We start from the raw sequence: 15,737 nt of genomic DNA on the forward strand, positions 1-15,737 counted from the left end.
GTCTTACACGTTGTCAACGCCGAACGCGAGTCAAAGTCTTTTGAGGTAAGGGTTTTAGGCTTATTCAGCAAGCCCTAATTATTTGAAAGCAATTCATAGTACATAGCTAATTGACATCAGTCTCATCTGAAATCACGATTCAGGATTGGGTTGGTGAATACATAAAATTTTATGTAGGTTACAAAAAGTAATTATCCTTGTCTTGTTAAAATGCTAAAATTAGCTTTACATGATTAATGGTAAAGCTGGGCAGTGTTTGTGTCAACAACTGTATATTTATAAATTTCAGTAAAAGGTAATCATCGAGCAGATTTATGTATACTCAACTTTCATTGTGGGAAGAGCCAAAAGCAGAAAGCCAGAAGCATGGTCAGCAATTATCTCTGCCTGATGCCGAAATAATCATGTACCGCGACTTCTTCAATAACAATGAGAGCAACCAGATATTTGCGGAATTGTACGGCACTATTAATTGGAAGCAAGAGGTGGCTCTGCTTTTTGGCAAGCAAGTCGCTATACCGCGACTTAGCGCATGGTACGGAGATGCAGGTAAATCTTACACTTACTCCCAAATAAAAATGGAGCCTAATCTATGGACACCTACACTCATAACCATCAAATCTAAAATAGAAGCAATAGCAGGTACATTGTTTAACAGCGTGTTGCTTAATCTATATCGCGACGGCAAAGATAGTGTAGCTTGGCACAGTGATGATGAATCAGAACTTGGTGAAAACCCAGCGATCGGTTCTGTAAGTTTTGGGGCTACTCGTCGTTTTATGCTCAGGCACAAATATCAAAAAGAAAGGAAAGTAGAAATTCAATTAACTCCTGGAAGCTTCCTGCTGATGAAAGGAGTAACCCAGCATTTTTGGCAACACCAAATCCCGAAAGCAGCCAAAGTTACTGAACCAAGAATCAACCTTACTTTCAGGAAAGTAACCTAAATGAATTAATGGTAATTTGTAATTTGCATATGCGTTTATCTGCCTTTACGTGCGGTTTAAATAAAAAATATTGCAACTTTTGTTAACAGTAAAAGTAGCGATTTTCGCACAGCAATAACAGTACCGCCGAATTAGCGATCGCACGGGAGTGCCGCTGCTACGGCTGAATTTGGGTCAAACGGCTAGTTTGTTGCTGCTGCGAGGGTTTTTGGCGGGTAAGCAGAAAGGCTCAGAGTGGTGTGAAGCGCGATCGCACTTATTGTCTCTCAAAGTCTCCTTCTTCACGTTTACCCATTTTGCCTGTTAATGTGTAGTGCATCGCCTTAAATTTTACCTCATCTTTACTCCCTAAATCTTTCAATTTTCCTAACTAACTCGAAGCCAAATTGCCTCACACTATTGACATAACTTTGGTCATATGTCTATTAATAATTTGTAAATAGCTAGGTCTGAAGGAACACCAAGCTCGACAAAAATAATTATCTCTGAAGATAGAAGAACCCCAAATTAAACACAGCTAATCTATAAAACTATGAGGGAGAAAAAACTACTTAAAAATTGATTAATATAAGGGATTTTTAAGTAGAGCTTAAGAGAAAAAAAGGAAATTTATGGTACTGAGTATTATTGTTCACGGTGGAGCAAAAACCATCACAGAAGAGAAGGTTGCAGCCAACAATGCAGGCTGTACCGCAGCAGCAGAAGCTGGTTGGGCAGTGCTGACAAGGGGGGGTACAGCAGCAGAAGCTGTTGAGGCAGCTATCCGGGTTCTGGAAGCTGACCAGACATTTAACGCAGGCTTTGGAGCGGTTCTCAACAACCAGGGAGAGGTAGAGCTAGACGCAGCGATGATGGAAGGCGGTTTATTAGCTTGGGGAGCGCTCGCCAATGTTCAAGGCGTGCGCCATCCCATCTCAGTGGCCCGAAAGATTATGGATAAAAAACCCATGTTCTTAGTAGCGGATCACGCCGAACATTTTGCAGCAGAAAATGGAGCCGAAATGTCTGCAAAAGAAGACTTAATCGCTGACGAGCAACAGGAAGAGTGGGAGGAGGAAAAAGAAGTTATTGACCGCCCCAATACCGTTGGTTGTGTAGCTTTGGATAGTAGTGGCACCTTAGTTGCCGGTACCTCAACTGGGGGCACTATGAATAAGCCCGCTGGTCGCGTCGGCGACAGCGCCATTATTGGCTCAGGCTTGTTTGCTGACAGTCAACAAGGCGGTTGCTCGACCACAGGCGATGGCGAGTCGATTATACCAGTAGTTCTGGCTAAGACGGCGATCGACTTTCTAGCGTCCGGCAAGCACCCAGACGAAGCAGCGAAGATGGCAATTGAGACTCTGGCCTCTAAGGTGGCAGGAGAAGCTGGGTGCATCCTCATAGACCCTCAAGGGCGGGTTGGCTGGGCGCATAACTCAACCGACATGGCTTGTGCTTATAGAACCTCAGAAATGGACAAGGTGGCTGTGTTCACTAAGAAAAAACAACTCGTCCATCATTGAAGTTATTGAGGCTGCATTCTCTCTAGTTGGAGAGAGTGACAATTTCGCAACTAATATCTTATTTCCTAGGTATTAAGTAGCTGGACATCAATAAACACTCTTTCAATTTGTAGGGCGGGCAATGCCCGCCCTACGTTTAATTATTATGTCGAGCTACTTACTTGCCGGGAAAACAATTGAATTCAAACTCGACTTGAAGGTTTCTGATGAACTCAACATACGACTTTCCTTACTTTCAGGGTAATTCTCTTTCCGATTTGTTTGCTCCAGACATCACAGATGCACGTTATGCGTTTATCCTAAATTATCCTGCAACTGCGAGTTGGGCTGCTTACCCCAACAGGAAAAAATACTTTATTCAAGATGGCAGCAGTGAAGCCACCAAAACTTCTTTCGACAAGATTGGTCAGAAGGAACCGTGGAAAAATCTGGCTGTGTTAGGTGATGCCATCCCAGGGATTGTGATTAATCAGCCGCCGAACTCGCTGATGGACTATTGGCGGGAGTATTTTGGCTTCAGCTACAGCAGTATGGAGATGATAGACTGCTCAAGTTATCTCGAAGATCTCAGCGTAAGCGATCGCTTTGACAAACTCCTGACTCTATTTCCCTTCGACAATCTCAAGCCCGAAAAACACGCCGTCCATCCCGACATCCACTACCACTTGCTCAGCAAAGCAACGCTAGCAGAATTAGGCGTGCAATGCCCGAAATACGAAACCTACAATCTGCACGAAGTCAATCTCGAAAGCATTCAATTACCAGAGCAATTCCCCTACTTGATTAAAGCATCCCACGGGCTCTCTGGAGAAGGCACTTATATTATCAAAAGCGCCAGCGATCTGAACTACTGCTTGCAGGAAGTGAGGAAATATCTCGATATTAAGTTGCTGGATACGATTATTGTCTCGGAATTCGTCAAGAATGAAGTGCAGAACTACTGCGTGCAGTTCTATGTAAGCAAAACGGGAAATATCACGCTTATCGGCACTACCAGTCAACTTGTCACCCCAGAGGGCAGCTATTTAGGGGGACTGATTCACTACCGCGAAACCGACATGAGTAGGTTTTTTGAGATGATTGCGGCTATTGGTAAATATGCTCACCAACAGGGTTATTTCGGCGTTATTGGCTTTGACGTGCTGGAAGACTCTGAGGGACAACTGTATGCCATTGATGCCAATTTCCGAGTTAATGGCTCCACTCCGCTTTGTGTGCAGCGCCATACTTTACTGGGGCTGGGAAAGGAGGTGGCTAAATATTCCAGTAACTGCCGAATGGATGGGACTTTGGAATCGATTCTTGTCACCCTGAAACCCGAACTCGATCGCAAGGACTTGATAATCTTGTCAGCTTTAGAGAAGGTTAAATACGGAAAAATCTACACGGAAATGTACGGGATAGTGGCGGGTGAGGATATGAAGGAAATGCAGCACATCGAGGAGAACTTGCACAGTAAGGGATTGCAGCAATTGGGTTAATATCTACTCTACCCCTTGCCGCGGTTATGCGGTTTCCCCGCTCATCTGGCGCGCACCACCAACACCGAACAAGGAGCCTCAGCGACAACCTCAGCACTCACCGAACCCTCCAAAATTCGCTTTACACCAGTCAAACCGCGACATCCGATCGCAATTAAATCGGCCTTATAAATATTAGCCAAACGCAAAATTTCTGCTGCCGGTTCCCCCGAAACAATCTCCAACTCGCTCTGGCAAGGCAACTTTTCCTGATAAGATTGCAGTAACTTTTCCACCTCTCGGTAAGCAATCTCATCTCCCTGAGCGTGAGGTCGATCGACAACCGCGTCAAAATCCGACGTACCAGAACTCACAACATGAACTAGAATCACCTTTGCCGTCGGTTCTAGGCGAAATTGCCCCACAGCTTGCAAAACCCGTTCTGCAAGCTGTGAATTGTCGATCGCTACCAAAACAGTATTCAATACCATGCACCTTTAAATTTCAGATATTTAGACTTTAAATTTTTCGTTGATTGTCGCCTACTGTCCACAATTTCGCGCTTCCCACCAACATCATTATTACCTACCCAGAAACCCGGTTTCTTAACATAATTGCGTCATTTAAGCAAGATACTTAAAGAAACCGGCTTTCTTAAGCCCGGAGTTGGTAAGTAGGTAGGTGCAAATAAACTGGGCCGCTTGTCACAGAATGTAAAGCTACCATAATCGCAAGAGAATTGCTTCCTTTCATTGCATTTCACTCACTTTTGACTACCTATGTATTTTGCCGATCATCTGCTTAAATCTACCCTCTAAAATTTATCCTTTCCCTCATTTTCAGTCCGCAGCCGCACCGAATCAGCGTGAGAAGGAAGCCCCTCTGCTTCGGCTAAAACATTAATCGCTTTACCCACCTTCTTAAGTGCAGCAGGCGAATATTGAATCAAACTCGAATGCTTCATAAAAGTTTCGACACCCAGCGGCGACGCATAGCGCGGAGCCCCTGAAGTCGGCAAAGTATGATTCGGGCCCGCCAAATAATCACCCACAGCTTCCGGCGTCGAGCAGCCCAAGAAAATCGCCCCAGCGTGGCGAATTTGGTCGAGCAAAGCCCAAGGATCTGCAACTTGCAATTCCAAGTGTTCGGGCGCAAACTCATTAGAGAGTTCCGCCGCCGCTTTGAGCGAGTCAACTACTACGACTAAACCATAGTTGGCGATCGCCTTTTCTGTTAAAGTTCGGCGCGGGTGATTTGCCAACTGTCTGTCTACCTCAGCCACCACTTTCCTCGCCAGCACCGAATCCGCCGTCAGCAAAATTGCCGACGCCATCGAATCGTGCTCAGCTTGAGCCAACATATCCGCAGCCACGTGTACAGGATTCGCCGAACCATCCGCAATAATCAACACTTCCGACGGGCCAGCCAGAGAATCGATCCCCACAGTCCCGTAAACCAGTTTTTTAGCCAGGGTGACGTAAATATTCCCCGGCCCAGTAATTAAATCCACCTTCGGAATTGTTTCCGTACCGTAGGCTAAAGCTGCGATCGCCTGCGCTCCGCCTACCCGATAAATCTCATCAACTCCCGCTTCCTGAGCCGCTACCAGCACCGCAGGATTCATTTTCTTCTCCTGTCCGGGGGGAGTACACATCACCAGTCTCGGCACCTTGGCGACCTTCGCAGGAACCGCATTCATGATCACCGAGCTCGGATAGGACGCCTGACCGCCAGGAATGTAAATTCCCGCTCGATCGACCGGTGTGTAGCGCTTGCCCAAAACAATCTCGTCATCACCAAACTGCACCCAAGACTTGGGTACGCGCTGTCGGTGAAACGCCTCTACCTGTTTGCAAGCCAGCCGGATGGCATTTAATAATTCTTTCGACACCTGCTGGTAAGCAGCATCCAATTCGGCGCCGCTGACCCGTAAATCTTCCACATTTAGGGTCATGCGGTCAAATTCAGCAGTGTAGTGCAGCACAGCCTGATCGCCTCTGCGCCTTACAGCTTGCAGCACCTCCCGCACGGTGGCTTCTTTGTGAACGACAAGTTCGTCATGGGTGCGATCGCAGATCCGTCGCAGTTCAGCTTGTGCCTCAACCCACTGAGTAATGATTCGCAGCATGGAGATTAGGAATGCCGTCTATAACTTCACTAACATTTGCTTGACAATTGGGGATTTTTGTGGAGTTTTCCTAGAGAAGTAGGCCACCACCAGTCCACAAGCTTAAACCGCGAGAGTCGCGGCATTTTCCAAGGCTTCAGTGCAGCGTTTAAATCTCGATCGAGGATTTTGCAACACTGAGGACAAGTCACAACCTTCTCTCTTGAATTGCCCGCCAGAGAACCAGGTGCGGAGGAAGAGGGTTGGAACGCAGAGGGGGAGAGTGTCCTACCCCGATAATATCCGAGAGGGAGAGTGTTCGAGCGGAAGAATTTTGATTCTGCCTTCTACCTTCTACCTTCAGATCCGTGCTGTCTTCTACCTTCTACCTTCAGCTTTTTACCTTCTACCTTCGGTAAGTGCTTCTTACCGAAGCCCAAATCACCCGTATTCTTTGTTATAGCTTAACTTGGATTTTTCAGAGAATTGGATTTTAAGCAGAATAGATGCTATATTAGTTTTTCCAACACCTGATAATTTTTTTATAAAAAAACGCCAAATTATTGTATACTTGAAAATTGCGCGCAAGAAACCGTGACTTTAACTCGTGACGGTGGAAACACCGCAAAACGCCTGCGTAACACCCGTGTCATACCTTTGGGTATTGTCAGGGGTAAAAAACAGGCAGTTAAATGAGTCAATAAAAAATTATTGCGCGGGCGTCGCCAAAAAGTAGCCACAGACTCAGCTCAATCTGAGCGAATGGAAAGTGGCTGTCTCACTCCGCCATTAAAAATCAAGCTTTTTGCGGATCGATCCCGAAAAGGTTGTCCTTCAAAATCCCCGTGTCTTGAGACTGTCTTGAGACTAGGGTGTATCAATGAATACCTACTTCCAGCAACTGAACTATGGCAAATATTAAGTCCGCCGTCAAACGAGTCAAAATCGCCGAACGTAACCGCTTGTACAACAAATCTTACAAGTCAGCGGTCAAAACTTTGATGAAGAAGTATTTCGCTGCCGTAGACAAGTACGCCGCAGCTCCGAGCCCGGAATTAATGCAAGAAGTCCAGCAGCGAATGTCTGAGGCCTACAGCAAAATTGACAAAGCTGTCAAAAAAGGTGTAATCCACCGCAACAACGGCGCTCGCAAAAAGTCCCGCTTGGCAAGAACCCTCAAGCCGCACGAAGTATCGGTAGCATCTTAAGGAAGAAGGAAGTTCGGCAACGAAGCAGTTTACAAGATTTAAGGGATGGATGTTGAGGGAAGCAGTCAAGCGTGAAGCAGTCAAGCGTGAAGCAGGAAAAAAGAAGACGGAAGATTTTTCCCACACACTCTCTGCCACTCCCACTCCCAGACTCTCTCACTCCCCCCTCGCCCTATCCCACTAGGACTCTCCCGTATCACCTCTAATCTGCTTCCCCCATGCAGCTCATCGACACTCACGTTCATATCAACTTTGAGACCTACAAATCTGAGTTAGAAGCCATTCGAGAACGCTGGCGCGAAGCTGGTGTAGTTCGGCTGGTTCATTCTTGTGTAGAGCCAGAAGAGTTTGCCGGCATTCAAGCAATCGCCAATCAGTTTGCAGAAGTCTCGTTTGCAGTGGGACTCCACCCCTTAGATGCCGACAAGTGGAAAGACGAGACTGCCAGCCAGATTAGGGAATTAGCGAATTCCGACTCTAGGGTAGTGGCGATCGGCGAAACCGGACTGGACTTTTATAAAGCTGACGATCGAGAACACCAGTTTAAAGTGTTTGAGGCACAGCTTGAAATCGCCCAGCAACTTGACAAACCAGTCATTATCCACTGTCGCGACGCCGCCGCCCCAATGGCCCAAATGCTGAGGAACTTTTGGCAAACACGCGGGCCAGTGCGCGGGGTCATGCACTGCTGGGGAGGCACGCCCGAAGAAACCCAGTGGTTTTTAGACCTAGGTTTCTACATCAGTTTTAGCGGAACAGTCACCTTTAAAAAAGCCTTGCAAATACAAGAATCAGCTTGTATGGTAAATAGCGATCGCATCCTAGTCGAGACAGATTGCCCTTTTCTCGCCCCCGTACCCCAGCGGGGAAAACGCAACGAACCAGCCTACGTCTACTACGTAGCCGAGCAAGTTGCTAAATTGAGAGGAGTTTCTCTCTTAACTTTGTCCCAGCAGACAACCGAAAATGCCTGTCAGCTATTCGGCTTTTGTGTTTAGCTTATTCAGAACACAGAAACGAGGAAAACAGGTTGATTTAGGGGCAAGCGATAGGGACAATCCCATTTATATCCGGCCCAAAAAACCGGATTCATCCTTTATTTGAGATTCTTTTGGCGTTGCCTGCTGCGATCTGATTTGCGTCCTATAATAAAAAGAACCGACCGATCGGGCATTGGCTTAGTATCCGCGACTGCGATGTCGCCCGCTTGAGGCCAACACAACGCGAGTACGCTAACCTTCGGGATCGCCAAAAACTTCACGCAATAACTCAAACTTACACATAGCGAAGAAACTTGGAACCTCAGCAATTTGGCAATAGCTGTCAAGTCAATTTTAGGAGTCAAAAGTGTAGGGAATTTACCCTGGGACACCACGAGATCGAAGCTAAAAGCATCTCGATCGAAACCAAAATCCGCACAAAAATACTGCGAGCAACTAGCAAAAATAACCGTTGTAGCAGTTGGTAGACGATCGAAAACATCATATAAATTCTCTCACACAATCAATCAAAAAAACGCAACAAGGTAAAAAAGCCGAGCCTTGGCGCCATGTAAAAAGCTAGAGCCACTGCGGAAAAAGGACACCCATGACCACTAAAGATTACACAGAATTCGCCTTCACCTTGCCCGACCTGATAGAAATCCAGCGGGCAAGTTTCCGCTGGTTCCTAGAAGCCGGACTGATCGAAGAACTCGACAGCTTCTCCCCGATTACAGACTACACGGGCAAGCTGGAACTCCACTTCATGGGCAAAGACTTCAAACTCAAGCGCCCAAAATACGACGTGGACGAAGCCAAACGCAGGGACAGCACCTACTCGGTGCAAATGTACGTACCCACACGTCTGATTAACAAAGAAACAGGGGAAATCAAAGAACAAGAAGTCTTCATCGGCGATTTGCCCTTGATGACCGAGCGCGGCACTTTCATTATCAACGGCGCCGAACGGGTGATTGTCAACCAAATCGTGCGATCGCCCGGCGTCTACTACAAATCAGAAACCGACAAAAACGGCCGCCGTTCGTATAACGCCTCGCTCATCCCCAACCGCGGCGCTTGGCTGAAATTTGAAACAGACAAAAACGATTTAGTCTGGGTCAGAATCGACAAAACCCGCAAACTATCAGCCCAGGTTTTGCTCAAAGCATTGGGACTCACAGACGGCGAAATCTACGACTCCCTGCGGCACCCGGAATACTTCCAAAAAACGATCGAAAAAGAAGGACAATTCGGCGAAGAAGAAGCATTGATGGAGCTCTACCGCAAACTGCGTCCAGGCGAACCCCCCACCGTAGCGGGGGGCGAACAGCTCCTCCACTCCCGCTTCTTCGACCCCAAACGCTACGATTTGGGCAGAGTAGGCCGCTACAAACTCAACAAAAAATTGCGCTTGACAGTCCCCGATACCATGCGGGTGCTGACATCCCAAGATATCTTGACAGCGATCGACTACCTAATAAACCTCGAATTCGACATCGGCTCCACCGACGACATCGACCACTTAGGCAACCGTCGCGTCCGCAGCGTCGGAGAACTGCTGCAAAACCAAGTGCGCGTCGGCCTCAACCGCTTAGAACGGATCATCCGCGAAAGAATGACCGTCTCCGATGCCGACTCCCTCAGCCCCGCATCTCTGGTCAACCCCAAACCGCTGGTAGCAGCAATCAAGGAATTCTTCGGTTCCTCCCAGCTATCCCAGTTCATGGATCAAACCAACCCCCTAGCAGAACTGACGCACAAGCGCCGACTTTCGGCCTTAGGCCCAGGAGGTCTGACTCGGGAACGCGCCGGGTTTGCAGTGCGGGACATTCACCCGTCCCACTACGGCCGGATTTGCCCGATCGAAACACCAGAAGGTCCCAACGCAGGTCTGATCGGTTCCTTAGCAACCCACGCCCGCGTCAACCCCTACGGCTTCATCGAAACTCCTTTTTATCCAGTAGAAAAAGGACAGGTACTGCGCGACAAAGCACCCGTCTACATGACAGCCGATGAAGAAGACGATTTGCGCGTCGCCCCCGGAGACATCAGCCTCGACGAAAACAACAACCTCTTAGGCGAAACCGTAGCCGTCCGCTACCGCCAAGAATTTACAACCACCACCCCCATGCAGGTGGACTACATGGCGATTTCGCCAGTGCAAATCGTCTCCGTCGCCACATCCCTGATTCCGTTCCTGGAACACGACGACGCCAACCGAGCTCTGATGGGTTCAAATATGCAGCGGCAAGCTGTGCCGCTACTGAAACCAGAACGGCCCCTAGTCGGTACCGGCTTAGAAGCTCAGGCCGCGCGAGATTCCGGGATGGTTGTAGTTTCCCGGATTAACGGCGAAGTGATATACATCGACGCCACCCGGATTATTGTCAAACCCCTGGCTGTAGATGCCGAATCCAATTCCAGCGAAGAACATTTTCTGATTCGGGAATACGACGAACTCAAAGTCAAACAGCCCTCGGTTTGGAAGCAAAAATATGCAGGTTGCATCGAACACGAACTGCAAAAATATCAGCGCTCTAACCAAGATACTTGTTTAAACCAGCGTCCGCTGATTTATGAAGGCGATCGCGTCGTAGCAGGTCAAGTGCTCGCAGACGGTTCCTCCACCGAAGGAGCAGAACTCGCCCTGGGTCACAACATCCTCGTAGCTTATATGCCCTGGGAAGGCTACAACTACGAAGACGCCATGCTCATTAGCGAGCGTTTGGTGTACGAAGATGTCTACACTTCGATCCACATTGAAAAATACGAAATCGAAGCCCGCCAAACCAAACTCGGCCCAGAAGAAATCACTCGCGAAATTCCTAACGTCGGTGAAGACGCGCTGCGCCAGCTAGACGAACAGGGGATTATTCGCAAAGGTGCTTGGGTGGAAGCTAGCGACATTTTGGTGGGCAAAGTGACCCCCAAAGGTGAATCCGACCAACCGCCGGAAGAAAAACTGCTGAGGGCAATCTTCGGGGAAAAAGCCCGCGACGTGCGCGACAATTCCCTGCGAGTTCCTAACGGCGAAAAAGGCCGCGTGGTGGACGTGCGGGTGTTTACCCGCGAACAGGGCGACGAACTGCCCCCCGGCGCCAACATGGTCGTCCGCGTCTACGTGGCTCAAAAGCGGAAGATTCAAGTCGGCGACAAAATGGCCGGCCGCCACGGAAATAAGGGTATTGTGTCCCGGATTCTGCCGATGGAGGATATGCCTTATTTGCCCGACGGGACTCCCGTTGACATAGTGCTCAATCCCTTGGGCGTACCGTCGCGGATGAACGTGGGTCAGATTTTTGAGTGCTTGCTGGGATGGGCCGGCGAAAATCTGTCTATGCGGTTCAAGATGGTGCCTTTTGATGAAATGCACGGCGCTGAAAAGTCTCGCGAAACCGTACACGGCAAGCTACAGGAGGCACGCGAAAAAACCGGCAAGCCTTGGGTGTTTAACGAAAAGCACCCCGGCAAGACTATTGTCTACGATGGCCGAACTGGGGAACCGTTCGATCGCCCGATCACAGTCGGCATCGCCTATATGCTGAAGCTGGTGCACTTGGTAGACGATAAGATCCACGCCCGCAGCACAGGCCCTTACTCGCTGGTAACGCAGCAGCCTTTGGGCGGCAAAGCGCAGCAGGGGGGTCAGCGGTTCGGAGAAATGGAAGTCTGGGCTCTGGAAGCGTTCGGCGCAGCTTATACTTTGCAAGAGTTGCTGACTGTGAAGTCGGACGATATGCAGGGGCGGAATGAAGCGCTGAATGCGATCGTCAAAGGCAAAGCTATTCCGCGCCCCGGTACGCCGGAATCTTTCAAGGTGCTGATGCGGGAGTTGCAGTCTTTGTGCTTGGATATTGCCGTGCACAAGGTGAATACGTCCGACGAGGGCAGCGAGCACGTTGAGGTGGATTTGATGGCAGATGCTGGGGGCAAGCGATCGCCCTCCCGGCCTACTTACGAATCCCTTTCTCGTGACGAACTGGACGAGGATTAGGCATTAAAGATTAAAGATTAAAGATTTTTTGACAGCATTGAATTCTTTAATCTTTAATCGGCAATCTCAAATTAAAATGCCTCAGCAGTGTTCGTACCACTGCTGAGGCGAATCAACGCTCTAAACAGGAGAGACGCTGAACATGAATATTGTAACAGTTGTCCCAGGAATTCAAGGAGAAGTTGACCGGGCGACGGGCTGTATTAATTGGCAAGGGAGCAAGTTTGGCAACGGTTACGCGCGCAAGTGGATCGATGGCAAAACAGTATTAGTCCACCGTTTAGTCCTCGAATCGAAAATAGCAGGGTTCCTCGGTTCCGGTTATTTTGGTTGCCATACCTGCGACAATCGAAGCTGCATCAACCCGGCACATCTGGTAGTAGGTACTGCTGCTGAGAATACCGGGCAGATGATTGGGCGCGATCGCAAAACTCCCAGACGCAAAAGTATTCCCGGTATTGGCATATTGTCGATCGCACAACTACGGGAAATTCAGACTAAATATTTATCTGGAACAGTCAAAAACCACCTAGCAAAAGAGTATGGGGTACAACATGAAACTATTACTAAGATACTTCAGACAAATATTCCCGATAACTTCACTACAGTTTCGCCAGGTTTTTTAGGAGAAATTCAAGACAACGGCTGCATCATTTTTCAAGGCTCAAAGGACGGTCAAGGCTATGGCAGGTACTTTAAAAATGGGAAATCGAAATCAGTCACTCGTGCTGTTTTAGCAGAGAAATTAGGATGTGAAATTCCCACTTCAATAGATGCTTGTCATAGCTGCGATCGTCCCAGTTGTATCAATCCAGAACACCTGTGGGGTGGTACTCGTTCCCAAAATTCATTAGATGCTTCTAAGAAAGGACGCACTCAAGGCAAAAGTCATCCCCTTTCCAATGCCAAATTAGACTGGGAAAAAGTGCGAGAAATTCGGCAAAAACTAGCAGCAGGAGAGAGAGTGAAGGATGTAGCTCAGAAATACAGTGTTGGTCGCAAAACCATACACGATATTAAGTATCACGTCACTTGGAAGGAAGCAGGCGAAGAGGTTCCAGTTCCTCGCACGGGTGGATATCTCGATCGCAAGCTAACTTTTGCTCAAGCTATTGAGATCCGAGAACGAATCCAAGCCGGAGAATCCCTTGCTAAAATAGCTCAGGAATTTGGAGTATCCAGAAATATCATTTCTGATATTAAAAGAAACGTCACCTATAGAGGAGAGTAATATTGATTTGAGTTCAAAACGAAGCAAACAAAAAATATAAATTGCCAGCACTAATCGACAGTAAATAATCAATTGGAGTCAAAATGGCTAAGGTAGAACAACGCTTTGATTACGTCAAGATAGGATTAGCTTCACCAGAAAGAATTCGACAGTGGGGAGAGAGAACTTTACCCAACGGTCAGATTACCGGTGAAGTGACAAAACCCGAAACAATAAATTACCGGACGTTAAAACCTGAAATGGATGGCTTGTTTTGCGAGCGCATTTTTGGGCCGGCAAAAGATTGGGAATGTCATTGTGGGAAGTACAAACGAGTTCGCCATAGAGGTATTGTTTGCGAAAGATGCGGTGTAGAAGTCACAGAATCTCGCGTGCGCCGTCACCGGATGGGATTTATCAAATTAGCAGCTCCAGTAGCTCACGTTTGGTATCTCAAAGGCATCCCGAGTTACATGGCAATTCTATTAGATATGCCGCTGCGAGATGTCGAACAAATCGTGTATTTCAATGCCTACGTTGTCCTTAATGCAGGTAATGCAGAAAAGCTGCAATACAAGCAATTGCTCACGGAAGATGCTTGGCTGGAAATAGAAGACGAACTTTACAGCGAAGATTCCACGCTGACGGGCGTAGAAGTAGGCATAGGTGCTGAAGCTTTGCAAGTTTTGCTGCAAAATATTCCGCTAGAAAGTGAAGCGGAAAAGTTGCGGGAAGATATTGCTAATGCTAAAGGTCAAAAACGGGCAAAGTTAATTAAACGCTTGCGGGTAATTGACAACTTCATCGCTACGGGCTCTCAACCCGATTGGATGGTGCTCAATGTGATTCCGGTGATTCCCCCCGACTTGCGGCCGATGGTGCAGTTAGACGGCGGGCGTTTTGCAACCAGTGACCTCAACGACCTCTATCGGAGAGTCATCAACCGCAATAACCGCTTGGCGAGACTGCAAGAAATTCTGGCGCCGGAGATTATCATCCGCAACGAAAAGCGGATGCTGCAAGAAGCTGTGGATGCGCTGATTGACAACGGTCGCCGGGGCCGGACGGTGGTGGGGGCAAACAACCGCCCGCTGAAGTCGCTGTCGGACATCATTGAAGGGAAACAAGGTCGCTTCCGGCAAAACTTGCTGGGTAAACGGGTTGACTACTCCGGGCGTTCGGTGATTGTGGTGGGGCCGAAACTGAAAATTCATCAGTGCGGTTTGCCGAGGGAAATGGCGATCGAACTTTTCCAGCCTTTCGTCATCCACCGCCTGATCCGCCAAGGATTAGTCAACAATATCAAAGCAGCCAAAAAACTGATCCAGCGCAACGATCCCAGCGTTTGGGACGTGCTTCAGGAGGTGATTGAAGGACACCCGGTAATGCTAAACCGGGCGCCGACGCTTCACCGTTTGGGGATTCAAGCCTTTGAGCCGATTTTGGTGGACGGGAGGGCCATTCAGCTTCACCCGCTAGTCTGTCCGGCTTTTAACGCTGACTTTGACGGCGACCAAATGGCCGTGCACGTGCCTTTGTCTCTGGAATCTCAGGCGGAAGCGCGCTTGCTGATGCTGGCTTCTAACAACATTATGTCGCCGGCAACAGGAAGACCGATCGTTACTCCTTCTCAAGATATGGTGCTCGGTTGCTATTACTTAACAGCCGAAAATCCTGACGCTCAAAAAGGAGCTGGTCACTATTTTTCCAACCTTACCGACGCGGTTGTAGCTTACGAACAAGGAGTCGTTGACTTGCACTCTTATGTGTGGGTGAGGTTTCAAGGCGCCATAGAAAACACAGAACCCGAAGGAGAACCGCTGAAGGTGGAACGCTCTACCGACGGTATCGTGACGAAAGAATACAAGTTCCGCCGGGTTCGGGAAGACGGAGACGGCAAGGTGATCAATCAATTCATTCGCACTACTCCGGGCAGGATTATCTATCACCAAACCATCGAATCGGTAATTAACAATTAGAAAGAGGTAATGGATAAGAGGTAACGGGTAAGAGGTAATGGGTAATAACTGACAAATAATCGCTAACAAATAATAGTGATTGAAACCGGAAAATTCACCCATTACTACTTACAAATACTTCAGCGACGCGGTTAATGAGCGAAGTCTAAGGGCAGTAAAAGTTACCAATTACCAAGTAAGTAGGTAGGTGCAAATAAACTTTATTATGGGAAGGGCAGGTGAGTCCATTCATCTCCTAGCTTAGCTCTCTTCCTTATACGCTAAACCAGCCCCTACAAAATGCTTGTTGTTTTTTCCCGTCGCTCTACTTATCAATTACCAATTACCAATTACCAATTACCAATACT

The 15,737-nt window shown here is 48.1% G+C and carries 12 protein-coding genes; 9 read left to right on the forward strand and 3 right to left on the reverse strand.

What is annotated here, in order from left to right; translation table 11 throughout:
- The first annotated feature begins 314 nt into the window (after positions 1 to 314).
- The 3 genes from QUA70_RS20625 to QUA70_RS20635 all read left to right on the forward strand — a co-directional run bounded on the left by QUA70_RS20625 (position 315) and on the right by QUA70_RS20635 (position 3,933).
- Complete coding sequence (locus QUA70_RS20625) at positions 315 to 947, forward strand: alpha-ketoglutarate-dependent dioxygenase AlkB (protein WP_333349546.1); 633 nt, start codon at positions 315 to 317, stop codon at positions 945 to 947.
- Positions 948 to 1,558: 611 nt separating this feature from the next.
- Positions 1,559 to 2,452 carry an isoaspartyl peptidase/L-asparaginase family protein gene (locus tag QUA70_RS20630; RefSeq protein WP_333323855.1) on the forward strand — a complete coding sequence of 298 codons (894 nt, stop codon included), beginning with the start codon at positions 1,559 to 1,561 and terminating at the stop codon, positions 2,450 to 2,452.
- 206 nt (positions 2,453 to 2,658) lie between these two features.
- A complete protein-coding gene (locus QUA70_RS20635) occupies positions 2,659 to 3,933 on the forward strand; it encodes a carbamoylphosphate synthase large subunit (RefSeq protein ID WP_333323854.1) in 1,275 nt (424 codons plus the stop codon).
- 41 nt (positions 3,934 to 3,974) lie between these two features.
- Here QUA70_RS20635 and QUA70_RS20640 read toward each other — a convergent pair whose 3' ends face one another.
- Positions 3,975 to 4,403: a universal stress protein gene (locus tag QUA70_RS20640; RefSeq protein ID WP_333323852.1), complete on the reverse strand. Its 429-nt coding sequence runs from the start codon at positions 4,401 to 4,403 to the stop codon at positions 3,975 to 3,977.
- 323 nt (positions 4,404 to 4,726) lie between these two features.
- Entirely contained in the window at positions 4,727 to 6,040 is a 1,314-nt protein-coding gene (gene hisD, locus QUA70_RS20645) for a histidinol dehydrogenase (protein WP_333323850.1), read from the reverse strand.
- Positions 6,041 to 6,927: 887 nt separating this feature from the next.
- Here hisD and rpsT point away from each other — a divergent pair.
- From rpsT to QUA70_RS20660, 3 genes are read left to right on the forward strand one after another with little or no spacing between them, the layout of a single operon-like run.
- On the forward strand, positions 6,928 to 7,227 hold the full coding sequence (gene rpsT / locus QUA70_RS20650; RefSeq protein ID WP_333323848.1) for a 30S ribosomal protein S20: 300 nt from the start codon (positions 6,928 to 6,930) through the stop codon (positions 7,225 to 7,227).
- Between the two features lie 49 nt (positions 7,228 to 7,276).
- Positions 7,277 to 7,411 (forward strand): hypothetical protein, encoded by a 135-nt coding sequence (locus QUA70_RS20655; protein ID WP_333410653.1) that lies wholly within the window; start codon positions 7,277 to 7,279, stop codon positions 7,409 to 7,411.
- 34 nt (positions 7,412 to 7,445) lie between these two features.
- Positions 7,446 to 8,225, forward strand: coding sequence for a TatD family hydrolase (locus QUA70_RS20660; RefSeq protein ID WP_333349547.1), 780 nt, complete (start codon positions 7,446 to 7,448; stop codon positions 8,223 to 8,225).
- Between the two features lie 343 nt (positions 8,226 to 8,568).
- Here the strand turns inward: QUA70_RS20660 and QUA70_RS20665 are convergent, their stop codons facing one another.
- The gene (locus QUA70_RS20665; protein WP_333410655.1) at positions 8,569 to 8,712 is read right to left on the reverse strand and encodes a hypothetical protein; all 144 of its coding nucleotides are present in this window, start codon (positions 8,710 to 8,712) and stop codon (positions 8,569 to 8,571) included.
- A 102-nt stretch (positions 8,713 to 8,814) separates the two neighbouring features.
- Between QUA70_RS20665 and rpoB the strand changes: the two genes are divergently transcribed.
- The 3 genes from rpoB to QUA70_RS20680 all read left to right on the forward strand — a co-directional run bounded on the left by rpoB (position 8,815) and on the right by QUA70_RS20680 (position 15,390).
- Positions 8,815 to 12,201 carry a DNA-directed RNA polymerase subunit beta gene (rpoB, locus tag QUA70_RS20670; protein ID WP_333349549.1) on the forward strand — a complete coding sequence of 1,129 codons (3,387 nt, stop codon included), beginning with the start codon at positions 8,815 to 8,817 and terminating at the stop codon, positions 12,199 to 12,201.
- A gap of 142 nt (positions 12,202 to 12,343) precedes the next feature.
- A complete protein-coding gene (locus QUA70_RS20675) occupies positions 12,344 to 13,432 on the forward strand; it encodes an HNH endonuclease (protein WP_333323840.1) in 1,089 nt (362 codons plus the stop codon).
- 83 nt (positions 13,433 to 13,515) lie between these two features.
- Entirely contained in the window at positions 13,516 to 15,390 is a 1,875-nt protein-coding gene (locus QUA70_RS20680) for a DNA-directed RNA polymerase subunit gamma (protein WP_333323838.1), read from the forward strand.
- Positions 15,391 to 15,737 lie beyond the last annotated feature (347 nt).

The sequence above is a fragment of the Microcoleus sp. LAD1_D5 genome (genome assembly GCF_036702115.1).
Taxonomy (GTDB): Bacteria; Cyanobacteriota; Cyanobacteriia; order Cyanobacteriales; family Microcoleaceae; genus Microcoleus.